21 protein-coding genes are annotated in these 24,425 nt (G+C 47.9%); 4 read left to right on the top strand and 17 right to left on the bottom strand.

All coding sequences use genetic code 11. The features are described from left to right. Positions 1–218: 218 nt before the first annotated feature. Genes KT99_RS00665 through KT99_RS23140 form a run of 6 tightly spaced genes read right to left on the bottom strand, consistent with a single transcriptional unit; the run spans position 219 to position 4,234 of the window. Positions 219–872: a histidine phosphatase family protein gene (locus KT99_RS00665; protein ID WP_005495916.1), complete on the bottom strand. Its 654-nt coding sequence runs from the start codon at positions 870–872 to the stop codon at positions 219–221. A 27-nt stretch (positions 873–899) separates the two neighbouring features. Then, positions 900–3,734 (bottom strand): ATP-binding protein, encoded by a 2,835-nt coding sequence (locus KT99_RS00660; protein WP_005495915.1) that lies wholly within the window; start codon positions 3,732–3,734, stop codon positions 900–902. Continuing rightward, complete coding sequence (locus KT99_RS23155) at positions 3,731–3,859, bottom strand: hypothetical protein (RefSeq protein WP_005495913.1); 129 nt, start codon at positions 3,857–3,859, stop codon at positions 3,731–3,733. Before KT99_RS23155 ends, KT99_RS00660 begins: the two co-directional genes overlap by 4 nt. Beyond that, positions 3,856–3,984: a hypothetical protein gene (locus KT99_RS23150; protein ID WP_005495913.1), complete on the bottom strand. Its 129-nt coding sequence runs from the start codon at positions 3,982–3,984 to the stop codon at positions 3,856–3,858. The genes KT99_RS23155 and KT99_RS23150 overlap by 4 nt, the downstream gene beginning before the upstream one ends. Then, positions 3,981–4,109, bottom strand: a complete 129-nt coding sequence (locus tag KT99_RS23145; RefSeq protein ID WP_005495913.1) for a hypothetical protein — start codon at positions 4,107–4,109, stop codon at positions 3,981–3,983. Before KT99_RS23145 ends, KT99_RS23150 begins: the two co-directional genes overlap by 4 nt. Further along, the gene (locus KT99_RS23140) at positions 4,106–4,234 is read right to left on the bottom strand and encodes a hypothetical protein (RefSeq protein WP_005495913.1); all 129 of its coding nucleotides are present in this window, start codon (positions 4,232–4,234) and stop codon (positions 4,106–4,108) included. Before KT99_RS23140 ends, KT99_RS23145 begins: the two co-directional genes overlap by 4 nt. 529 nt (positions 4,235–4,763) lie before the next feature. Here KT99_RS23140 and metH point away from each other — a divergent pair. After that, the gene (gene metH / locus KT99_RS00655) at positions 4,764–8,534 is read left to right on the top strand and encodes a methionine synthase (protein ID WP_005495909.1); all 3,771 of its coding nucleotides are present in this window, start codon (positions 4,764–4,766) and stop codon (positions 8,532–8,534) included. Positions 8,535–8,891: 357 nt separating this feature from the next. After that, positions 8,892–9,155: a YdcH family protein gene (locus KT99_RS00650; RefSeq protein WP_005495908.1), complete on the top strand. Its 264-nt coding sequence runs from the start codon at positions 8,892–8,894 to the stop codon at positions 9,153–9,155. A gap of 645 nt (positions 9,156–9,800) precedes the next feature. Here KT99_RS00650 and KT99_RS00645 read toward each other — a convergent pair. The 4 genes from KT99_RS00645 to KT99_RS00640 form a co-directional block, all read right to left on the bottom strand. After that, a complete protein-coding gene (locus tag KT99_RS00645; protein ID WP_040571417.1) occupies positions 9,801–10,250 on the bottom strand; it encodes an OsmC family protein in 450 nt (149 codons plus the stop codon). Positions 10,251–10,699: 449 nt separating this feature from the next. Further along, positions 10,700–10,816, bottom strand: coding sequence for a hypothetical protein (locus KT99_RS23350; RefSeq protein ID WP_005495904.1), 117 nt, complete (start codon positions 10,814–10,816; stop codon positions 10,700–10,702). Positions 10,817–11,193: 377 nt separating this feature from the next. Next, the gene (locus tag KT99_RS22415; RefSeq protein WP_232504220.1) at positions 11,194–11,262 is read right to left on the bottom strand and encodes a hypothetical protein; all 69 of its coding nucleotides are present in this window, start codon (positions 11,260–11,262) and stop codon (positions 11,194–11,196) included. 433 nt (positions 11,263–11,695) lie between these two features. Next, the gene (locus KT99_RS00640; RefSeq protein WP_005495901.1) at positions 11,696–12,289 is read right to left on the bottom strand and encodes a LysR substrate-binding domain-containing protein; all 594 of its coding nucleotides are present in this window, start codon (positions 12,287–12,289) and stop codon (positions 11,696–11,698) included. On the opposite strand from KT99_RS00640, the gene KT99_RS20305 reads away from it, so the two are divergent. Beyond that, positions 12,179–12,436, top strand: a complete 258-nt coding sequence (locus tag KT99_RS20305; protein WP_083804792.1) for a putative quinol monooxygenase — start codon at positions 12,179–12,181, stop codon at positions 12,434–12,436. The two genes, KT99_RS00640 and KT99_RS20305, sit on opposite strands and share 111 nt — an antisense overlap. Next, complete coding sequence (locus KT99_RS00635) at positions 12,370–13,059, top strand: Gfo/Idh/MocA family protein (RefSeq protein ID WP_005495893.1); 690 nt, start codon at positions 12,370–12,372, stop codon at positions 13,057–13,059. The genes KT99_RS20305 and KT99_RS00635 overlap by 67 nt, the downstream gene beginning before the upstream one ends. Positions 13,060–13,432: 373 nt before the next feature. Here KT99_RS00635 and KT99_RS00630 read toward each other — a convergent pair whose 3' ends face one another. From KT99_RS00630 to ubiH, 7 genes are all read right to left on the bottom strand, one after another. Next, a complete protein-coding gene (locus KT99_RS00630; protein ID WP_005495891.1) occupies positions 13,433–14,086 on the bottom strand; it encodes an HAD family hydrolase in 654 nt (217 codons plus the stop codon). Between the two features lie 163 nt (positions 14,087–14,249). Further along, entirely contained in the window at positions 14,250–15,782 is a 1,533-nt protein-coding gene (locus KT99_RS00625) for an alkaline phosphatase family protein (RefSeq protein WP_005495890.1), read from the bottom strand. Positions 15,783–16,452: 670 nt separating this feature from the next. Then, positions 16,453–19,341 carry an aminomethyl-transferring glycine dehydrogenase gene (gene gcvP, locus KT99_RS00615; protein WP_005495886.1) on the bottom strand — a complete coding sequence of 963 codons (2,889 nt, stop codon included), beginning with the start codon at positions 19,339–19,341 and terminating at the stop codon, positions 16,453–16,455. 322 nt (positions 19,342–19,663) lie between these two features. Continuing rightward, positions 19,664–20,053, bottom strand: coding sequence for a glycine cleavage system protein GcvH (gcvH, locus tag KT99_RS00610; protein WP_005495885.1), 390 nt, complete (start codon positions 20,051–20,053; stop codon positions 19,664–19,666). Between the two features lie 187 nt (positions 20,054–20,240). Beyond that, positions 20,241–21,335, bottom strand: coding sequence for a glycine cleavage system aminomethyltransferase GcvT (gene gcvT / locus KT99_RS00605; RefSeq protein WP_005495883.1), 1,095 nt, complete (start codon positions 21,333–21,335; stop codon positions 20,241–20,243). A 435-nt stretch (positions 21,336–21,770) separates the two neighbouring features. Continuing rightward, positions 21,771–22,976 carry an FAD-dependent oxidoreductase gene (locus KT99_RS00600; RefSeq protein WP_005495878.1) on the bottom strand — a complete coding sequence of 402 codons (1,206 nt, stop codon included), beginning with the start codon at positions 22,974–22,976 and terminating at the stop codon, positions 21,771–21,773. A 139-nt stretch (positions 22,977–23,115) separates the two neighbouring features. Beyond that, positions 23,116–24,393: a 2-octaprenyl-6-methoxyphenyl hydroxylase gene (gene ubiH / locus KT99_RS00595; protein WP_005495877.1), complete on the bottom strand. Its 1,278-nt coding sequence runs from the start codon at positions 24,391–24,393 to the stop codon at positions 23,116–23,118. Positions 24,394–24,425: the final 32 nt, after the last annotated feature.

The raw sequence follows: 24,425 nt of genomic DNA, 5'->3' as shown, positions 1-24,425 counted from the left end.
TCTACCTCCTATATCCCTATAGTCGTGCAATATAGACATTTCCCATATCCCTATGGGTCAGGGAAATGTCATATTTTGTATGGAACAAAATAGACCATGCAGTCGTATATCGAGAACATTCAAAGTAGCATAAAGGGCTTTGCCCTTTTCTTTAAACATCAGCCGCACTACGTGAGCTTCTCAGGACTTCCACTTCGGTGTTGCATTGCTTCAAAAACCTAGGCATCGCCCCAGTGCAGCTTAGTGAAGTGGCCTTGAGGGGAGGTAAATACAGAGATCTTGACCACAGATGCATAAGCCAGCGACAGTTGAGTGTAAAAACCGGCCACACCACTCACGCCAAGGGCATTGGCTATCAAGTGTCTCATCACCCCGGCGTGGGTGATCAAGAGTAAAGTCTTTCCGTTATATTGCTGCAAAATAGTCTGCCATAGGGCATCGACTCTGGACTCAAATTCAAGCATGGACTCGCCATTAGGCGGTGTCACGGCCCAGGGATCCTTCCAATAGCTTTCTATCATCTGAGCTGAGTTTTGATACAAACTCTCTATGGTCTCACCATCCCAATCACCAAAATTAACCTCCTTTAAGCCTTCCTCCAGTGTTAACGGCACCCCATTTTTCAGGGAGATATTGAGTGCAAACTCACTGCAACGACGCAATGGAGATGAGAACAGGTGGTCAAACTCAACATCATGTCGCTCGACGAGACGCTCGATAGCGGCGGCCATCGATGCTCGCCCCGTCTGGCTCACGACAACATCGGTATGCCCCCTGAGTATCTCGCCGCCTTCGCATTCACCATGACGAAGAAGATAAAAGACAGTGGTGCGCTCAGCCTTATTTTCAACGCTGTGATACTCGTCAGCCATATGATCTCCTTTGCTGATTCCTAGCTCCTAGAGTCTAGGTTCCAGGATAAATCTAGTCCTCAATATTCTTTGGGAAGCGTATATGGTAACAGAGTCCCTTGCCTGGCGATGTTTCGACGTCGACCTCCCCCTTGAGTTTCTGGGTACCAGGTTATACAGCAGATATGTGCCCAATCCACTGCCTCCCTGATTACGCTTAGTGGTATAGAAGGGATCGAATAGGTTTTTCTCGCCATCTTCATCTAAGCCGATGCCATCATCACTGTAATTCATTAAGATTTGTCCCTCGCTGGCAGATATCTCTATGGTGACCTTACCTACCTGCTCAGGCTTAAACGCATGCAGTAAGCTATTCATTATCAGGTTAGTGATCACTTGAGATAGCACCCCAGGATAAGTATTACAGGTGAGCTTATTCGAACATATGACCTTTACCTCGTGGGGAACTTTCTTCAACGCCGGACGCAACGACATTAATATTTCCTCGAGATATTCTTTAAGACCAAACTCTCTAATCTGCTCACTGGACTGATCCACCGCGACCCGTTTAAAGCTCTGGATCAACTTAGAAGCCCGAGCATTATTTTTGAGAATAATATCCATCGCCTCGGTGCAGGTCTGCATAAAACTCTGAAACTCCTCTTCACTCAGATCCCCGGCGGCGTACATCTTCTTCAGTGCAACCACCTCATCGTGTAGGTGAGATGCAGCTGTCACACACACACCGATTGGCGTGTTGATTTCATGGGCTATTCCGGCCACCATCTTGCCCAGTGACGCCTGCTTTTCTGTTTCAACCAGATGAGCCTGTGCACGCTTTAATTTATCTAAGGTCTCTTGTAGCTCGCGGGTTCTTTCATCGACTATGCCCTCCATCTGCTCTGAGTATCGCTTAGCTAACAATTCTTTCTCTTTCGAATAGTTAAGCTGTTGCCTCAACTGAGCCGGACTTATTTTCAACTCTGCCAGTAACTGACCGTAATAGCGCTCTAAAGTGCGGATTTCTGACTCCGAATAAAGGGTAGACTGAGTCACCACCATATGCGCCACCGCCGCACCCGTGATACCACTCAACTGCCTCTCTGTGGTTCGCTCCAGATTAGCCAGCTCCTGCACATTGATCAGGCTAACCTCATTCAGATCTGCCTCGGTCAAACAAGCTGCCAGTTTATTCTCAGCATTTTCAGGAGTCAGATACTGGCCGAATATATCTTTGAGTAATTTAAGCTTGGGCTCAATGTCTATATCTCTGGGTAAGGTATCCATGATGGCTTCATCTTCTGCCACACGCTCGGCCATCACATCCATAAATTCGGCATTGTAACGCTTCTCCTGTCCAGACATCTTAGAGTACAAACTGCCCAATACCAGCGCCGAGATGTTCGCCGCCATGGACCAGAAGGCGCCATGACTAATTTTGTCCATCTCGCTCCCCAATAGATGCTCGGGATGTAGCAAAGCAATACCGAAAGGACCGGTTAATAAGATATCGGCATTGATCCAGCCGCTTTTCATGATCGCAGGTAAAATCAAACAATAGGCCCAGATGCCAAAGCCAGCACACAAGCCAGCAAATGCGCCTTTCGATGTCACTTGAGGCCAATATAAACCCGCAATAACCAAGGGCAGAAACTGCAGCACGGCGCAGAACGAGATCATCCCCATGTTAACTAACATGTAGGACTCTCCCAGATAGAGATAAAACATCTGTCCGGCCCCAAGTACGATGAATACCGCCAGCCAGCGAGACTGTAACAGATATTTTTTAAAGCGACTGTCCGGTCTGAACCTCTGTATGAAAGGTAAAACCAAGTGATTACTGAACATGGTCGATAGGGTCATTCCCGACACCATTAACATGGCCATAGAGGCCGAGAAACCACCGATAAATACAAATATGGTCAATAGCTCTTGCCCGGCTAACATGGGAATAGACAACATATAGCTATCCGCAGTTTCGGGCCCTAATAACAACAAGCCCGCCGCCGCAATCGGCGTAACAAACAAGGTCATCAGAAAAAGATAGACCGGCAGCCACCACTGGATTTTTTTAACGTGATTAGCATCCGGGTTCTCCACCACCAACACATGAAACTGGCGTGGCAATAACATGAAGGCTGTTCCGGCTAACAGTAGATAGCTAAACCAGGTGACAAATGCAGGCTTAGAAGCCATTTTAGCCGCCGCCTCGGGCATCTGCTGCTGCAACTGAGCAAAGATATCGAACATCACGAAACAGACAAATACCCCGACGGTCAACATGGCTGCCAGCTTAACAAGGCCTTCGACCGCCAGAGCCAACATCATGCCCGGGTGGCGCTCAGTAGGGTCCAGATGACGGATACCGAACACTATGGTAAACAGGGCGACGCCCAGCCAAACCAGCCAGGCTATGGTGAGTTTAGCCTGGGTTTGCACCGCCAGAAGCAAGTCGATAGACGTATTTATCGCCTTAAGTTGCAGGGCTAAATAAGGCACTATGCCAATCATGGCAACTAGCGCCGCGAGCCCAGCCAAGGACACACTGCGATTATATCTGGCAGAGAGAAAGTCGGCGATGCTGGTCACCCTGTAGATCTGCTTAATCAGTAATATTCTTTGCATCAAGGGCCAGATCACTATCATCAACAGCGTTGGGCCTAAATAAACAGATAGCATCAAGATACTGGAGTGCGTGGCGATACCTACGCTGCCGAAGAAGGTCCAACTGGTACAATATATGGCTAAGGACAGGGCGTAAACAGCGGCACTACTGGTGAGTTTCTGAGCGCTTTCGCTACCGGATTCTGCCCAGGCAGCAATCACATACAGTAAGCCAACATAAGCCAGTATGATCAGTAGCAGACTAGTAGCGCTAATCATGCTGTCACCTCAGCGATAAGATTAGCGTCACCACCTGATTCTGCACTAATATCAAGAGCAGCAACCACATACAGTAAGCCAACATAAGCCAGTATGATCAGTAGCAGACTAGTAGCGCTAATCATGCTGTCACCTCAGCGATAAGATTAGCGTCACCACCTGATTCTGCACTAATATCAAGAGCAGCAACCACATACAGTAAGCCAACATAAGCCAGTATGATCAGTAGCAGACTAGTAGCGCTAATCATGCTGTCACCTCAGCGATAAGATTAGCGTCACCACCTGATTCTGCACTAATATCAAGAGCAGCAACCACATACAGTAAGCCAACATAAGCCAGTATGATCAGTAGCAGACTAGTAGCGCTAATCATGCTGTCACCTCAGCGATAAGATTAGCGTCACCACCTGATTCTGCACTAATATCAAGAGCAGCAACCACATACAGTAAGCCAACATAAGCCAGTATGATCAGTAGCAGACTAGTAGCGCTAATCATGCTGTCACCTCAGCGATAAGATTAGCGTCACCACCTGATTCTGCACTAATATCAAGAGCAGCAACCACATACAGTAAGCCAACATAAGCCAGTATGATCAGTAGCAGACTAGCAGCACTAATCATATAAGAATAGAATTAAAAACAGCCAAATCAGTGTGATACTTAGCATGATGCTAGATAGGCTGAATGATATGTTACCGGCGACTGGCCATGAGACAATAAAAAACCACATTACTAGGGCCAACAGCCTGAAGGCAGCTTGATTATTATTTTTCCTCCACACCACATTACTCCGGTAAAGATCCTGTCTAAAGCATAGTTCAAAAGCATAGTTCAGACCTTGAAACGAGTGGACAAACCATTCAAAAATAAGTCAATAGACCAGGCGATAAAACACGCAATATGGCGACTCGACACAGATACGGGTCTGGTTTAGTATAGACGTCTATACGTATAAACATCCAAACGACACCACCCAGCGATTTCAATAGAGATGCAGCGCAGATCGATTAAGGCAGGTAGAATTTATGGCCAGTGACACCCTCAGCACCCAAAGATTAACCAAAGAGAAAGGTCAACAACTCACCTTAAAATTGACCCGACAACTCGAACAAGGGATCCTCATTCTCGATGGTGCCATGGGCACCATGATCCAAGACCTTAAGTTGCAAGAGGAAGATTTTCGCGGCGAACAGTTCAAACACTGGCATAAAGATGTGAAAGGCAACAACGACATGTTGGTGCTGACTCAGCCTGCTGCCATCAAGGGCATTCATAAACAATACCTGCTCGCCGGCGCCGATATCATCGAGACCAACACCTTCAACTCGACGCGTATCGCCATGGCCGACTACGACATGCAAGAGTTCTCGGCCCAGATAAATCTTGAGGGAGCCCGCCTCGCCCGCGCCGCTGCCGATGAAGTTGAGAAAGAGACCGGCCGCAGCTGTTATGTTGCCGGAGTACTGGGCCCAACTAACCGCACCTGTTCTATCAGCCCGGATGTGAACGACCCCGGATACCGTAATGTCACCTTCGATGAGTTGGTCGAGGCTTATGTCGAGTCCATTAATGCCCTGATTGAGGGCGGCGCCGATATCATCATGCTCGAAACCATTTTCGATACCTTAAACGCCAAGGCTGCACTGTTTGCCGTCGAGACTGTCTATGATGATCTCGGTGCACGCTTACCTATCATGATATCCGGCACCATTACCGATGCATCAGGCCGCACCCTGACCGGACAAACCACCGAAGCCTTCTACAACTCATTACGCCATGTTAAGCCGCTATCGATTGGCCTTAACTGCGCCTTGGGGCCTAAAGAGCTGCGCCCTTATGTGGAAGAGCTAGCAAAAATTGCCGAATGTTTCGTCTCGGCTCATCCCAATGCGGGCCTGCCCAACGAGTTCGGTGGCTATGATGAAACCCCCAAGCAGATGGCCGATATTATTGGTGAATGGGCCCAGGAAGGCTTCCTTAATATCATAGGTGGCTGTTGTGGTACCACGCCGGAACATATTCGCGTCATTCGCGAAGCCGTTATCAAGTACCCAGCCCGCCCGCTACCCGATATCCCGGTGGCCTGTCGTCTGGCAGGGCTTGAGCCGCTGACCATAGATGAAAACTCGCTGTTTCTTAACGTGGGTGAGCGTACCAACGTCACCGGCTCGGCCAAGTTTTTACGTCTTATCAAGGGCGGAGAGTTCGAGGAGGCGCTATCCGTCGCCCGCGATCAGGTAGAGAACGGCGCGCAGATCATCGATATCAACATGGATGAGGGCATGCTCGACGGCAGTGAAATCATGCATAAGTTCCTCAACCTTATCGCCTCCGAGCCCGACATCTCACGTGTGCCAATTATGATCGACTCCTCCAAATGGGAAGTGATCGAGGCCGGTCTCAAGTGTATTCAGGGTAAAGGTATCGTTAACTCCATCTCGCTTAAAGAGGGAGAAGAGAAATTTATTCAGCAGGCCACCTTAGTTAAACGCTACGGCGCGGCCGCCATCATCATGGCCTTCGATGAACAAGGCCAGGCCGATACTAAGGCGCGTAAGATAGAGATCTGTACCCGTGCCTACCGGGTATTGGTGGATAAGGTGGGGTTTCCACCGGAAGATATTATCTTCGATCCCAATATTTTCGCCATCGCCACGGGTATCGAAGAGCACGATAACTATGCCGTCGACTTTATCGAAGCGACCGCCGAGATAAAGCGCACCTTGCCCCACGCGATGATCTCGGGTGGGGTATCTAACGTCTCCTTCTCCTTCCGTGGTAACAACCCGGTGCGAGAGGCGATTCATGCCGTGTTCCTCTACCACGCGATTCAGGCTGGCATGGACATGGGTATCGTCAACGCCGGTCAATTAGCCATCTATGACGATATCGACCCTGAACTTAAGCAAAGGGTCGAGGCCATAGTCGGCAACTTGCCTTGCACTTCTGTCGATAAGAATGGCGATGTCACCAATAACACAGAACTGTTATTAGAAGTGGCGGAAAAGTTCCGCGGCGACGGCAGTCAAACCACCAAGAAAGCAGATCTCGAATGGCGCAGCTGGGAGGTCAATAAACGCCTATCTCACGCCCTGGTTAAAGGCATCACAGATTATATCATCCAAGACACAGAAGAGGCGCGAGCGGCATCGAGTCGTCCGCTAGATGTGATCGAAGGCGCCTTGATGGACGGTATGAATGTGGTCGGTGACCTGTTCGGCTCAGGCAAGATGTTCCTGCCCCAGGTGGTAAAATCTGCCCGGGTGATGAAAAAATCCGTCGCTTATCTCAACCCTTATATCGAAGAAGAGAAGACCCCGGGTCAATCGAACGGCAAGATCTTAATGGTCACAGTTAAGGGTGACGTGCACGATATCGGCAAGAATATTGTCGGCGTGGTACTGGCCTGTAACGGTTATGATGTTATCGATCTCGGAGTCATGGTGCCGGTGGAGAAGATCATCGACGTGGCCATAGCCGAAAACGTCGACATCATCGGCATGTCAGGGCTTATCACCCCGAGTCTGGATGAGATGGTGCATAACGTAAAGAGCTTCCATAAGGCGGGCTTAACCATTCCAATCATCATCGGCGGCGCGACCTGCTCGAAAATTCACACCGCGGTAAAAATTGCCCCCCACTCGCCGACGGGAGCCATCTATATCGCCGACGCCTCACGCGCCGTGCCTATGGTGTCAAAGCTGATTAATAACCAGACTCGTCAGGCCACCATAGACGCCACCTATCAGGAATACGATGTGATGCGCGAGAAGCGCCTGTCACAGACCAAACGCAAGATCATCACCACTATCGAAGCGGCCCGTGACAATCGCTGCAAGTACGACTGGGACAAGTACACCCCGTTTATCCCTAACCAGCTGGGGCGTCAGGTATTCGATGACTATCCATTAGAAGACCTGGTCGAGCGTATCGACTGGACGCCGTTTTTCCGCAGCTGGGAGCTACATGGTCGCTACCCGCAAATTTTAACCGATAAGGTCGTAGGCATTGAGGCCACTAAGCTGTTCGCCGATGGCAAGGCCATGCTTAAACAGATCATCGATGAGAAATGGCTCACCGCCAAGGGCGTTATCGGCCTGTTCCCGGCGAATAGCGTCAATCATGACGATATCGAGCTGTACTCTTGCGATGGCACGATTGAGTCTCGCGAGAAACCAATAATGACCCTGCACCACCTGCGCATGCAGATAGAGCGTGTGGGCAACGACAACTTCTGTCTGGCCGACTTTGTCGCGCCGAAAGACTCAGGCGTTGCCGATTACATGGGCGGCTTCGCGGTCACCACGGGGCACGGTATCGACGAGCATATTGCACGCTTCGAGGCCGACCACGATGACTACAGTGCCATCATGCTCAAATGCTTAGCCGACCGTTTAGCCGAGGCCTTCGCCGAGCGCATGCATGAACGTGTACGTAAGGAGTTCTGGGGCTATGCCAGCGATGAAGTGTTAGATAACGAAGCACTTATTCGTGAGAAGTATAAAGGCATACGTCCAGCCCCTGGTTACCCAGCTTGCCCCGACCACACAGAGAAGGGCCTGCTTTGGGACCTGTTAAAGCCTGATGAGACCATCGGCCTTAATCTCACCGAGAGCTACGCCATGTACCCAACCGCTGCAGTTTCTGGCTGGTACTTCGCCCATCCCAAGTCACGCTACTTTGGCGTGACCAATATCGGCAAGGATCAGGTAGAGGATTATGCCCAGCGTAAGGGGATGAGTATAGAAGAGACAGAGAGATGGCTCTCTCCGGTATTAGACTATGATCCCGAGTAGACAGCCCTGAGTAACCAGAATCGGCTTTACGCTCACGCGGTGTAGAGTCGGTCTATCGACCGAAGAAAGTCGTGGAATTCCATTCCACACTAGGGCAAGGAGGACTGCTCGTCCTATCAATAACATCCATGTTTAACATCCAGTTCGGTATCCATACCTCTCGCTCATGAGCTTATGGCTACGCCACTTCTTGTAACAGCCAGAGCACCTTTCAACGAGGAATAGCTGTCGCCTGCGGCGGCATTTGAATGAAATGAGGAAAGTATGATCTGGCCCCACTTTTTATTGAACTTCATAATGCTATAGTGTAGGAAGTTCTAAAATAATAAATTTCAGATCACCTTTCAGAGGTTACCTATGCTTAATGAGAATCACGCGCTTATTTTCGATTTCCCAGAATATAAACAAGATATTGTTTATTTGAATTATAAAGACGAAGCATTCACAAAATTATCCAAGCAATATCACCTACTCGATTATGATATTCGTCAGCTAGAACTTGCCGGTAGTCCAACCGATGACGAGCATATGCATCAGCTGAAATTACAACGCGCTAACTTGAAAGACGTCTTGTTCCAACGATTGAAAGCTCACCACGACACTCCAGTTACAACCAGCTAATTCCAGAGCCTGAATACGCAATAAAAGACAGGGCAGCCCAGAGCGTCCCTGTCGTCCCTCCGACATTCCGACATTCCGACATTCCGACATTCCGACATTCCGGCAATGGTTTAGACTCTGTCATTCCAGCAATGCTTTAAAGCCGGAATCCATTGTGTCATGCCACTGTTTTTTTTAAGCCTAAACGAAATATTCTGTCGTCCAGACGTTCTTTTAGGCTGGAGTCTATTCTGTCGTCCCAGTGTTCTTTTAGGCCGGGATCTGGCTCCTTATGCTTTCAAAGTAACTATCTCTCGTTCATGAGCTTATGGCTACGCCACTTCTTGTAACCGTCAGAGCACCTTCCAATGGGGATTGTGGGTTTGAGCTGTGTTTGGATGAAATGCTGGATGAAATAAAGAAAGTTAACTCTGACTCAAGTTATTACACATCATCACCCAGAAGCATGGCCCGTTTAGATACACATGAGCAGCAGTGGTACATTGGACTTATTGTTAAATCAATAGCTCTAAACTAACCGGACTTCTTCTTGGGCGCGGCATAACAACCTCTTACTTAAACTTCATCATCAAAGCTTAGTAAGAGGCGTGAACATCTGCCACTGAGTGTGGGCGGCACCATTAATTCTTACCTGCCCCAATAAACTTAGATTGGTTCCGCTATTTTTAGTCTGACAGTGATAGGTGTGATATTGGCAAAGTTATCCGATACCGGGCAACGTAATTTAACTTGGTTCATCCAATGTTCTAATGTCTCAGTATCGGCTTCTGCTTCGATAACAAAATCAATATCAATACCTTTGTAACCGGCACGGTCATCGGTGACTTTTCCAAGGAAACAAGCGGGATTAAGACGACCAGATGCCTTTATTTCAAGTTTGTTGATCGTGAATCCCATTTCCTTAGCAAGGATATAGCCTGTAACGTTTAGACAACCGACAATGGCACTAAGTGCATACTCTACTGGGTTTGGCCCTTGGTCTTCGCCACCTAACATAGGTGGTTCGTCCACGATAATCGTAAAATTACGCGCCTTAACCGCCATTCTAGTCGCTGACTCAGAATATCCTACAACACTAAATTTTAAATCTGACATTGAATTCCTCACTCTTTGTACGCTGTAAATAAAAACGTTTTAATATTGGCAAAGTCTGATAACGACATGGCTTCTTTCTGAACGCATTAGCATCCGCTGCGCGGTCATTGGCGTCTAAAAAACAGCCACAGCTGTAGCTACTAGCCAGCCCCGAAAGATGTTAACAAGGGTATTGATATAATAAGTGAGCTCTTATTATCCATAGCTTCTCGTTAACTAATTAATTGTTTTAAAAACAAATGAGTGTGAATGATAACCGACAGAGTGACGAAAAACTGTGATGTAAGCTTCTTCCTTAAGTAAGTGGGGATCAGAGTAAAGATTTGGATTTCATTTATCCGCCATGCCTTACTAATCTAAACATTTTTATGGAGATGGGAATGGGTATAGGGAGTTAAATTGATTTATTATCAAGTGGCTATTAGCCTTAATACAGTCGCTCTCATCATCTAATGATTGACCACATAGCCATCTTTAGTCCTGGAGATATTAGCTTGTTGAACCGAGATCTGTAGTGAGGCTAAGGTATTAAATAGTGTCACAAACAGGCCGGGGTTATCCTTCATATAAACGAACAGGTCACTGCTACCTTTAGTGCTGCTTCCAACGAGTAAAATAAGTGTGTGTTCAGTGGGATATTACATCATGGCTTGGGAGTAACGGGCGATTAATCACATCAGGCGTTTCACTCATCCCCATCAGCTCTAGCGCTTTATTTTTGTGTTCACGAACGATAGTTCGCTGTTCTAGCACATTTTCTAAGCCATTACGCAGTGCATAACTAATCGACAAATAAAGAGCTCGAAGTAAGCTTGCCTTCCAATTGGTCCACAGGTCATCATTTGTCGCCTTAATGTCGGCAACCGATAAACAATAGATGGTTTTTAACTAATCCGGTGTTCACCTTAGCTTGTGAAGGTTTTAGTTCATGAAATTTAGCAAATTACAACGCGTCGACAGCCCCTAATTCACTGTGGTCACCGCCGCGTCCTTTGCCTAAATCATGGAACAAGGCGGCTAACAGCAATACCTCTTTATTCTCTATCGCTTTGTAAGCCGCACTAGGTTGTGCAAGAGAGGGAGATTAAGGTTTGCCACTGAGTGAATATAAGTTTTTTAGTAACTTATGCGTATGCTCGTCAACGGGGTAAACATGATATCGGTCGAATTGCATCTGACCCACAATTTCCCGCCATTGCGGAAAATAGGAGGCTAAGATCCCATGTTTGTGCATTAATGATAGCGCGAGCCCCATGCCTTAAGGATGACGAAATAGTGAGATAAACTCTTTGCGGCAGCGATGAAAGTCTTGCAGATCACCCAGTAATCATCGCCGAACCTGACGTATTAATCGAATCGTCTGCGAAGCATTAAAGCTTAGTAAGAGGCGTGAACATCTGCCACTGAGTGTGGGTGGCATCGTTAATTCTTATCGTTAATTCTTATTATTTGCTCATAGCAGCCATAACGAACTCTATGAAGACTCGCGTTTTCAGTGACAGGGCCTTGCTCTTATACATGAGATGTATTGGTGAAGGGGTTGGCACCTGATCACTCAAAATTTCAATTAGCTCTCCACGTACTAAATCTTCAGAGAGTAGCAAACGTGGCTGCAGTAGTATTCCCGCTCCCTTCAGTGTCGCGACTTTCAGGGCCTGACCACTGTTCGAGGTCAATCTGGAGTGCTGTTTATCAAATGCCTGTGTATCTATTTGCAATGCTAGGCTAGCTTGAACATCACCATAGCTAAAGCCCAGACATTGATGATCAGTTAAATCATTCAGCGAAAGCGGTATTTGATGTTTGGCAAGATAATCGGGGGATGCGCAAAACACCATTTCATAGACGGCAATCTGTCGGGCTATTAACGATGAACTGGCAAGGCCACCGATACGGCCATTGCTGCCATTCACTCTTTTTGTGAAGGCATGAATAGCGAAAAGGGTTGCTCGATGGCAGTCGCACTGCAAGATAAAGAAAACCCTCGTCGATTTATCTTCTGGGAACGTTATGAAGATAAAGCCGCCTTCGAGCAGCATTTTCAAGCCGAACACACTCAAAGGTTTATTAACTCCGGCTTAACGGATCTTGTTCAGGCGTTTGAAACCCAACTATTGATATGGAAAAAACGCAGGAGGCGCTGGCGGCCGTTGAGAAGAATGACGTATTCTTCGCCGAGGGACTGATGTACCTCACCCACCCGTTAGCCGCAAAAATTTGCGACATAATTCGCGGAGGTGCCATCGGTGATGTTCGCTCCATTAAGGGCCAATATTGTGCAGCTATCGCTCAATTCGTTAACCCGGATAGCAAGGGGGCTCTGTATAATCTGGGTTGTTATCCGGCGTCTCTCATGCACCTGATAATGCAGCAAGCCTTTGGAGACGGTATTTTCGAAAATTACCATATTGCGGCATCGGGCCGCCTAGGTGAAGACGGCAATATCTGCGAGTCGGCTGCAACCCTTCAATTCAGTAATGGTGTTATCTGTCAGCTGCATACAGCAGAAGATTATGGCTTGCATGCCGGTTTTACGGTACTTGGCAGCAAAGGCAGTATAGAGCTGGCTTCTAATCCCTGGTTACCGGAGGCAGAAGGTAATCGCTTAGTTGTTACTGAGTATGAACAGCAAAGTGAAACTGTCTCAGTATCCGCTGATGGTAACGGTTTCCTATATCAAGTTAGATTGGTCCGTGAGGCAATAGAGTTAGGGAGAGGTTCACTGCAGCGCCCGGCGGCGACGGCGAAAGATTCTCGTCAAATTATGAAAATACTGACGGATTGGGAAGCTGCAACTAAAGCTTACTAACTTGAAGAGTTAAATAACCGCTATTCACTTTAAGAATCGGAAAAATCGTGCCAGCCATTGTAAGAGAAATCTAGCCAGCCATTATTAATCAATAACATATCGAGCCTATGGCAGATTTAATTCTCAGCTGAATACTCGTATGGTCTAATTACTCTGGAGTATCAGCCATTTTTGCGCGAATAGGCCTATCTATTAGTGAAGAGTGGTCAACATAAGCCATGCGAGCAATAGGTTCATTTAGGGCTCGCAACTCTTCTGAAAACAATTAGCAGCTAATATCACTGAGTCGACTTCGATATTGCGCAATCGAATACTGTCAACCTCATAGCTGCAAATCGATTAACCTAGCTTGAATGTTGTAACCTTCAGATGACTAGCCCCTGAGGCTAATCCGTTCCCAGTTGTGAGTGACCGCGTGCTGGTACAGCTTATCGTCCGCATCGACGACGATTGGGTGTTGGACTTTTTGTAACAAAGGTAAGTCATTGTAAGAATCTGAGTAAAAACAGCTGTCAGCCATATTGTGCGGGTTAGTGTTTAACCATTTGCGTAGATTCACTACTTTACCGTGCTGAAAACAGGGTTCGCCGACGATATTGCCGCTATAACCGTCTGGCCCCAATTCGGGTTCGGTCGCGAGTAACTGCGAAATACCAAGCATGCCGGCGATAGGCCCAGTTATAAATCGATTGGTGGCGGTGATAATTAACAGGGTGTGTCCTTGTCGGCGATGCTCTTCGATGCGTTTACATGCTTGCGGTAATATAATCGGTTCTATTTTTTGCTTAAGATAATCTTTTCTTAAAGCATTTAAATGGCTAAGCGAAAATTGTGTTAGTGGCTGTAAACTAAAACGTAAAAAGGCATCAATGTCGAGACAGCCATTTTGATAGTCCTGATAGAATTGGTCATTATTGGTCTTATAATGACGGCCATCGATAAGCCCCTGTTCAATAAGGAATTCACACCATAAATGCTCGCTGTCACCCGCGAGTAGGGTCTCATCAAGATCAAAGATTGCTAGCATAGATTACTCCATAATTATCATTAACGGATATAGATTAAATTTTATTGACCAGCTGTGGTATCAAGTGACACCGCACTATTTTGGCGGCGCCAGGCGTTAGGCTTAGATGTGATTGAGTGAGCTCGACTAAGACCCTTGGATAACATCATCTGCATAAGTGTGTTTAGCTCGCTAGTGCAACAGGTTTTGGCCAGTATCTTGCGACATCCTGGCAGATAATACCTTTATCAGTCAGCTTGATATGTGTCAGCGTTTGCTCATCATGATTCATTCGCCATGACAGCATCTTCTGCGCATATTCAAGTACCAGCTGAAAATAATCAGGATTGTTCACCTGATTAATTAATTCTTCAGGGTCATTTTCCAGATCGAAAAACAAGGGCGGCATATTGGTGAAATGAACATATTTATAGCGCTGGCCACGAACCACATTTAAGGTACATTGATGGTGCGTTATACCCAGTGATTGTTCATGGGCTTCGCCTTTGGATATATTTCTAAAATCATATTCCCAATGTGCTTCCGTGCGCCAATTCTGCGGCTGAGTACCTGTTTGTATGGTCGAGATAAGAGAATGGCCATCACACTGAATCGGGATCTTAATACCCAGCCAGTCCAATAAAGTAGGCATGATGTCGACACTCTCGGTAAACTCGGTTCGAATCGTTCCTCGGGTAGCATTAGCCTGTTCATCTGGGTTATAAACAATAAGAGGAATATGATAGGACTGATCAAAATAGCCCATTTTATCCATCAGGTAATGATCTCCAGCTTGTTCACCATGATCTGAAGTGAAAATGATCAAGGTATCTTGCCAAAGATTCTTTTCCTTCAGATAATTAAACAGGCGGCCCAGGTTCGCATCGACCTCAGACATCAAACCGAAGTAGGCCGCTTTCATTCTGGCAAGTTCTTCAGGCTTATTGGGGGCGATAAAATTAGCTTGCTTTAAGGCCCAGTCCAGCCAAGGATGTTGCGCCGCTTCTTGCTCGACAGACTCGTGGCGAACGTAATCCTCAAGCGCCTCTGGCGGGTACATGCTGTTGTAGGGTTCAGGTGCAATCCAGGGTGGGTGCGGCCGTAGCAGGGATAGATGCACGCAGAATTTGTCTTGTCTTGCTTCGATATAATCCATGACCTGATCCACCATAAACCAGGTGACATGATGCTCCTTAGGCATATCAAGCGCTGCCGGCGCACCAGCATCCTGTTCACGCTGCTTAAAATAAAGATCCGATCTGGGAGAAGGTATTTTATGGCCTTTTTTGGCCAACCAATTTGCCCATGGTTCTATGTTATCACCCATAATTCCCACGGGATTAATCCCAGGTAATGGCCCTTCATAGTTATCTAAGATAGGATCATTTTGATCAAACGCTCTGGGATCATTGGCCGTATCTGTGTAACCAAACAAGGCTGGATCATAGCCGTTTTTTCGTAGCTCGAGCGCCCAGTTAGTATGTCGAGCATCCAAAGGTGTGCCATTAGTTCCAGAGCGGTGATTCTGTAGATACATGCCGGTATATAAACTCGCTCGGGATGGGCCACAGGGCACGGCATTGGCAAAATGATTTTTAAATAATACGCCCTCACTCGCAAGTGCATCAAGGTGAGGTGTTTGTACTAAATGGCCTAGAGCAGAAAGACACTCTCCGCGCCACTGATCAGCTGTAATAAATAGTATATTCTTAGACATGGATCAGCCTTTTAATCGTTAACCTATGACCAGAATCTTATGTTTGCTTGATGACACTATTACTACAGAATTTAGATAGTTTTATTACAGAGAAAAAAAGACGGAAAAGCAAAAAGTGCTTTTTTAGACACAGTTTGTCACCGCTGGCAGGTGAATATGGCGTAGCCATAAGCTCATGAGCGAGAAGTATGGATTTGTGATTCCATTTACAGCAGAAAACTGTCCTCCTTGCCCTACTCTTTATTCGAGAATGGAATGGTATTAATCCAAACGGAGTTTGGCAAGGTCTTCGCGGCTGAAGCCGCTCCTACATCAAAAGAATGGAAGCCGATAGTTTTCGCCGCATTATCCCGCCCAATAAATCCCACTCCATCGCTTTCCCTGCGATCGGGGATAACTACCTCCATGTACAAGCCCCCTCCTTCACCATCCATGGCGATCGGGGATAACTACCTCCATGTACAAGCCCCCTCCTTCACCATCCATGGCGATCGGGGATAACTACCTCCATGTACAAAAAACGCACCTCTAAGGGTGCGTTTCATCATAATTGCGTCGCTGGCGATGATAAGACAATGAAGTTTTGCGTTTTCGCCGCAGAGTTGACTCCAGTCAATGAGCAGCGAAAACGTTAAACTGAGGCAGTATTATCAAGCCCAAGCAGCAATTATTATTCGTAATCAGCGATTGGGATGCAGGCACAGAACAGATTGCGGTCTCCAAACACGTCATCGATACGGTTAACCGTAGGCCAGAACTTGTTTAGCTTCACTGCTGCCGTCGGGAACACGGCCATTTCACGGCTGTATGGACGTGAGTCAAACTCGCCGTCCATGATATCGGCCAATGTATGCGGAGCGTTGCTCAGCGGGTTGTTGTCTACCGGCCACTCGCCAGACTCGACGCGAGCTACTTCGCCGCGAATAGAGATCATCGCTTCGATGAATCTATCCAGCTCAACTTTAGACTCTGATTCAGTGGGCTCAATCATTAAGGTTCCCGCAACTGGGAAGCTCATGGTTGGCGCGTGGAAACCGTAATCGTTAAGACGCTTGGCGATATCCATCTCAGTGACGCCAGACGCTTCTTTAAGCGGACGCAAATCTATGATGCACTCGTGAGCCACGCGGTCGTTACGACCGGTGTAAAGCACAGGATAATGCTCAGACAGCTTCTTCATCACGTAGTTAGCGTTAAGCAGTGCCACCTGAGTCGATTGTCTCAGGCCTTGCTTGCCGAGTAACTTGATGTACATCCAAGTGATAGGCAGAATTCCTGCGCTACCGTATGGCGCCGCAGATACTGCGCCGTTGTTGTCAGACTCTAGACCCTGCTTAACCACAGCGTGGCCAGACAGGAATGGCGCTAGGTGTTTCTTAACACCGATTGGGCCCATACCCGGTCCACCGCCACCGTGTGGGATAGCGAAAGTCTTATGCAGGTTAAGGTGAGACACGTCGGCACCGATTGAGCCCGGCGATGTTAGACCTACCTGAGCGTTCATGTTGGCGCCATCGAGGTAAACCTGACCGCCGTGTTGATGAATCACTTCACAGATCTCGCCAATCGTCTCTTCGTACACGCCGTGAGTCGATGGGTAGGTGACCATGATACAAGACAGGTTATCGGCAACTTCTGCCGCTTTCGCCTTGAGGTCTTCCATGTCTATGTTGCCGTCTTTATCACAGGCGGTAACCACGATTTTCATGCCAGCAAGCTGAGCAGAAGCCGGATTAGTCCCGTGGGCAGATTGAGGAATTAGACAGATGTTTCTGTGTGCGTCGCCGCGAGACTCGTGATACTGCTTAATCGCCAGCAAACCGGCGTATTCGCCCTGTGCACCTGAGTTAGGCTGTAGTGATACGGCGTCGTAACCGGTGATCTCCACTAACCACTCAGAAAGCTCACTCACAAGTTGTGCGTAACCTTGCGCCTGATCTTGTGGGCAGAATGGGTGCATGTTACCAAACTCAGGCCAAGTGATAGGCATCATCTCGGTGGCTGCGTTCAGCTTCATGGTACATGAGCCCAATGAGATCATTGAGTGGTTAAGGGCGAGATCCTTGTTCTCGAGACGCTTGATGTAACGCATCATCTCGGTTTCGCTGTGGTAGCGGTTGAACGTCGGGTGAGTCAGAATCGCATCTGTTCGGATTAACGCTGCTGGCACCGATGTGCTGCCATTGGCAACGATGTCGCTATCGATCGTGGCAACATCCAGATCATGGCCTTCGCCAAGTAGGATGTCGAACAGCTGAGCCACATCTTCACGAGTGGTGGTCTCGGCTAAGCTGACACCTAAAATGCCATCCGAGTCTATGCGCAGGTTAACGCCTTGGGCTTCAGAGCGAGTCTTGATAGCCGCAACGTCTAAGCCTTTGATCGATAATGTATCGAACCAGGTATTGTTGACCAGAGTTATGCCCTTGGCCGTTAAGCCAGTGCTAAGAATATCGGTCAGACGATGAATACGCTCGGCGATAGTCTTAAGGCCTTGCGGGCCGTGGAATACGGCGTAGAAAGACGCCATGTTCGCGAGTAATACCTGAGCGGTACAGATATTTGAGTTAGCTTTTTCGCGGCGGATATGTTGCTCACGAGTCTGCATCGCCATACGTAGGGCGCGGTTACCACGAGTATCTTGTGATACACCGATAATACGGCCAGGCAGTGAACGCTTGTATGCGTCACGGGTGACGAAGAAGGCGGCGTGTGGACCACCGAATCCCATAGGGACACCGAAGCGCTGAGAGTTACCCAGTACGACGTCGGCGCCCATGGAGCCAGGCGATTTAAGCATCACCAGAGACATGATGTCGGCGGCAACAGCAACCACGGCCTTCTTCTCATGTAACTTGGTGAATAGCTCGGTGAAATCTGTGATTTGACCATAACGGTTGGTGTACTGGAACAGGGCACCGAAGATGTCGTGGTTAGCGGCATCGGCTGCCGGGCCCACGATAATATCGAAACCGAAACACTCGGCGCGGGTCTTGATCACATCCAGCGTCTGCGGGAACACGTCATCGGCAACGAAGAAGATGTTGGCTTTCTTGGCTTTCGATACACGCTTGGCCAGTGCCATGGCTTCGGCCGCTGCAGTCGCTTCATCCAGTAGCGATGAAGACGCTAAGTCCAGACCGGTAAGGTCCATAGACAGCTGCTGGAAGTTAAGGATGGCTTCTAAACGACCCTGAGCGATCTCTGGCTGGTATGGCGTGTAGGCCGTGTACCAACCTGGATTTTCGAGCACGTTACGCTGGATAACAGTAGGAACCTCGGTACCATAGTAACCCATGCCTATGTAGCTCTTATAGACCTTGTTCTTATCTGCGATAGCGCGGATATAGGCCATGCCTTCGGCTTCGCTGACGTGATCGCCAACGGCTAAGTCACGATTAAGACGAATCGACTCAGGCACTATCTGCGCGGTGAGGTCTTCTAAAGATTCTGCACCGACATAATTCAGCATCTCTTGCTGCTGTGCGCTATCTGGGCCAATATGACGGCTGAGGAAGAGATCGTGCTGCTCAAGCTTAGTAAGCGTTTCAGTGGTCATGATAACCTAATTCCATTTTTGCCAGTATCCGCCTGTAGGGGGGCTAAGGTACCGGTCTAATTGTATTGTTTAAGAATAAATTGGTGTTTGCTACATGTATATATAGCTAAATAACTTCTGACGATTGCTCTTGTTAAACTTTAGGCTTTAGTTGTAAGTTGTCAGCTTTAAGCTGTAAGTACTGAGCTGTAAGCCTTAAGCTATGGACATCAATCGAGTTTAAAGTCACTTAGCTATAAATTAGTCTCGGTAATAGGTGAAAACTGATATAACCAACAAGGCCTCATTTTTGAAGAAATGAGGCTTTGTTTTCGACGAGATTTTACTCTTCGTCGATAACCGCTTGATAGCCTTCGGCATCAAGCAGATTTTCAATTTCAGCGGTATCAGAAGGCATCACGCGGAAGAACCAACCGTCACCAAATGCATCGCTGTTGACCAGCTCAGGAGAATCTTCAAGGGCTTCGTTAACTGCCAGTACTTCACCTGAGATTGGTGCGTAGATGTCAGAAGCTGCCTTTACAGATTCAGCAACGGCACAATCTTCACCAGCAGTTACGGTATCGCCAACGTCTGGAAGCTCAATGAATACCATGTCACCCAAAAGCTCCTGGGCGTGCTCACTGATACCTACGGTATAGCTACCGTCTTCTTCTTTACGGATCCACTCGTGTGAAGATGCGTACCTCAATTCAGTCGGGATATTGCTCATTGTTTTTGATCCTTATTTCTATTGTTCTAATTCTGTATTAATAAGACAATTAGTCGTTGTCATATATTATTCAACGAGGTTAGCCGAAATTTGATTCGAGTTATAGGAGAGCGCGCGGAGTTGATAAGCATCAATGAGCACGATCGACAAATAAATCGGATTAAATAGCTATAACCCCGTTAAATAATTAAAAAACTTGTTTACCGTTGCGCACAAACGAAGGTTTGATCACTTTAACAGCGACGCGCTTCTTACGTATTTCGACTTCTGCAGTGTCACCAATACTTCTTGGCACGCGCGCCATGGCAATAGAGTAGCCTAATGTTGGCGAGAAAGTACCACTGGTAATAATGCCTTGCTGTTCATTACCTTCGCTATCGGTGAAGAAGATAGACATACCCGGACGGATAACGCCTTTGGCTTCCATAATCAGGCCAACCAGCTTCTCGGTACCGGCAGCCTTGATTGCTGCCAGAGCTTCACGACCGTTGAAATTACGATCTTCCGGCTCCCAAGCGATAGTCCAGCCCATGTTAGCCGCGAGTGGGTTAACACTCTCGTCCATATCCAGACCGTAGAGGTTCATGCCAGCTTCGAGGCGTAATGTATCACGCGCCCCTAGGCCACATGGCTTAACGCCGGCTTCGAGCAGAGCCTGCCATAATGCTTCGGCTTCGGCTTCTGGCACTATGATTTCGTAGCCAGTCTCACCCGTGTAACCGGTAGTAGCGATAAACAGTGAGTCAGCTTGCACTCCGAAGAAAGGCTTCATGCCTTCAACCGCTGCATTTTGATTAGTATTGAATACACTAGCGGCTTTGACCTTAGCGTTAGGTCCTTGAACGGCGATCATCGCCAGCTCTGGACGCTCGGTGATGACCACGTCGAAACCTTTGACTTCTTGTGCAATCCAAGCCAGGTCTTTTTCACGAGTCGCAGAGTTAACCACGATGCGATAATGAGTATCGGTAAGATAATAGGTGATGAGATCGTCGATCACGCCAGCGTTATAATCTAGCATGCCGCCGTAAAGCGCCTTGCCCGGTATTTTAAGCTTAGCGACATCGTTCGCTAATAATTTACGCAGGAAAGCACAGGCGTCTGTGCCAGTCACATCGACAACGGTCATGTGAGACACATCGAACATGCCAGCGTCTTGACGAACCGCATGATGTTCTTCGATTTGAGAACCATAGTTCAGTGGCATATCCCAACCGTGGAAATCTACCATCTTAGCGTCTGATTCTAAGTGCTTGTTAAAGAGTACAGTTTTATTAGCCATTATTATCTCGTTATTATGCCCTTTTCGGGTCTAACCTGGCGTAACTACACAGTTACCTGTTCGGCTTAGCTTCTGTATAAGAACAGAAACACCTAGCGTAGGGTACATACGGCCAAAGTGTGTCTGCAAACATATTACTCCTGTCACTATTTACTGTTTAAATAGTCGGTCGTAATACATGCATCAATTGCGTTAGATAAAATTGCAGCGATGAGTTTCCTTTAAGAAACAAAATCTCATCGATACTAAAATGCGGCGAAATTATACCTCGCAACACCATTTTGTATACAAGAGAATTTTCTAATCCGAATCCTTTCGTCATTACTTTTTCTCATGCTGAACATGTCGCTTTTTAACACCTGAATATTGTTTACACATTCACTGAGATTAACTCACTGAAATACTAGACTTAATAGCCTTAGTTGACTCAAGTGCCTAGTCTAGTTTGCATAGCTTTGGCAGGTTGTTTTTGTTACCCATGGCCTGCTGTATAAACAGTGTTTTCACAGGAGAAAGGTTATCGACTAAATTCAAGCCGAAATTCCGTAATGCTTTCTTAACAGGATTGCTACCTTCGAATAAACGCTTGAAACCTTCCATCGCGGCAATCATCTCCAGCGCATCAGCCTTTCGCCAACGTTCAAGTGCACGTAAATTACTGTAATCACCGATATCTTTGCCGTCTAACTTAAGCTCGGTTATGGTCTCGATAATCGCCGCCGCGTCTAAAAAGCCAAGGTTGACCCCCTGCCCCGCTAACGGGTGTATGGTATGCGCCGCGTCGCCTGCCAGTAACATGCGATGGCGGGCAAAATGACGGGCGTAACGCATACGCAACGGAAAAGCCTGAGGCTCACACTCGAGGTGACACATGCCCATGCGGCCATCGAACTCGGCGGTGAGGGTGCGCTCAAACTCCTGCTTGCTCGCCGCCAGCAATTGCTGCGCCTTGGCCGGCGGTACCGACCAGACGATGGAACATAAATTATGTTCATACAGGGGCAAGAATGCCAAGGGTCCGTCTTTGAGAAACACCTGACGGGCGGTATCTTGATGTGGAATTTCGGTGCGAATGCTGGCCACCACGGCATGATGGCCATAATCCCAGAAGGTCATAGGGATTTTACACTGCTCACGCACCCAAGAATTGGCGCCATCGGCGCCGATAACCAAGGCGGCGCTGATATTGTCCCCATTGTCTAAAGTCAACCAGGCTTCACGTTCACCGAAAGCGATTTTATCGAGTCTATGGTTCTCAAGATAAGTTATTTCATCGAACTCAGCAGCCCGCTTAGACAGGGCAAAACGTATGTTGTCATTTTCGATGATGCTGCCGAGATACTCTTCACTGAGAGAGTGAGCGTCGAAGCCAATCTTGCCTAGGCTGTCCTTGTCCCAGACTTCCATCTTCTGGTAGGGGCTGACGCGCCCATCGTCCAGATAACTCCAGGCACCTAAGTTTTGCAGTAAGCGCTGACTAGCTTTGTTGATGGCGCTGACCCTGAGTTTGGCTACGCCGGAGACGGCGCGAGCCTCTCCCGCGTCGATAACCACCACGCGCAGTTCATCCATCGCCAGTCCGATAGCGGTAGCTAATCCCACCATACCGCCGCCAATAATCGCGACATCATAGGTTTGCATTGCACTTGAATTTATGTGCATCTCACTTCCTTCACTTAAGATCTAGAGCGTTATATGTAAATTCGTATAAATCTTTTAAATAGCCCTTAGAGCAAGAGCAATCTTTTACCAGAGCCTTTTAAACATCCCTTATTAAGAATTAGCTTACCGACTTCCAGCCCATGGCGGCCCTGGCTACCGGCACTTTCAGTGGCGGCAGCCAAGAGAGTAGCCTTAAGCCCAGGCTACGCCCGACCACTAATGGCCAGTGGTCATTAGAAAAGCCGCGCACCAAAAATTCGACATTGGTCATGGTGCTGAATCTGTCTTTTTCGCGGCTCTTAAGGTAAGTGTGGGTCAGCTTGGCTGAGCCAAGATCCACCGCCTCACCTTCAGCGAGTAAGCGCTGCTTAACCACGTCAAGCAAGCTGACTAAGTCCCGCAGGCCTAAGTTAAAACCCTGACCGGCAATGGGATGTAGAGTCTGCGCCGCATTACCGATAAACACGGTTCTGTGATAGATGGGTCTGGGCATGTGTGACATTAACAAGGGGTAGGAGAAACGCTCACCCACTTGGGTAAATCGTCCGGCGCGAAAACCAAAGGCCTGCTGCAATTCGGCTAAGAACTCGTCTTTGGCAACCGACTGTAAACGCTCGGCTTCACTGGGGGTAAGTGCCCACACCAGAGACACCCGCGGATCCCCCTTGAGCGGCGCCATAGGTAATACGGCTAAGGGACCTGTATTGGTGAAACGCTCGAAGGCCCAATTATTGTGAGGCTTATCGGTCTCGACGTTAGCGACTAGTGCGACTTGCTCGAAGTCCACCTGTTCTAAGGGTAAGTTGAAGGCTTGCCTGACTTTGGAATTTACTCCGTCGGCGGCCACCAGCAAGGCCGTTTTGATCTGAGTGCCATCATTGAGCGTGAGCAGCTGGCAATCGACTTGAGCCTCGACATGGGCGAGCGTCTCTGGACAATGAAGCTGGACATCACTGGCTTCGAGCTGCTTAAACAGCACTTGACCGACCCGCTCTAACTCCACAACCTGACCTAAACTCTGCAGATGAAAGTCTTCAGCATTGAGCTCTGTCATGCCAAAGTGTCCGCGGTCTGAGATATGTATGTTCTCAATGGGCGTGCCAAGATGAGCAAGCTTAGACCAGAGTCCAAGGCGTTTAAGCTCGAAGATAGAACCGTGGGCGATGGCGATGGAGCGCGCATCGAAACCTGGGTGTTCACTGCCGGGTTTGTGTGCCTCTATAAGGGCTATCTTGAGGGGCCTGTTTAACTTTTCGCTCAACTTCTTTAAGCTTAAGGCTAAGGTAGCACCAGTCATAGCGCCGCCAACAATGGCAACATCGACCAGTTTGACGTCCTGAGTTTCCAGGGTATGGGAGTTTGTTGTATTGCTGTTTGTTTCTATATCAGCTGTCATTGGTCTTCTCTAATTTGCCGCGAGTCGTATAG

It is taken from the genome of Shewanella benthica KT99 (assembly GCF_000172075.1).
GTDB lineage: Bacteria > Pseudomonadota > Gammaproteobacteria > Enterobacterales > Shewanellaceae > Shewanella > Shewanella benthica_A.
This window is presented reverse-complemented; position numbering and strand designations above follow the sequence as displayed.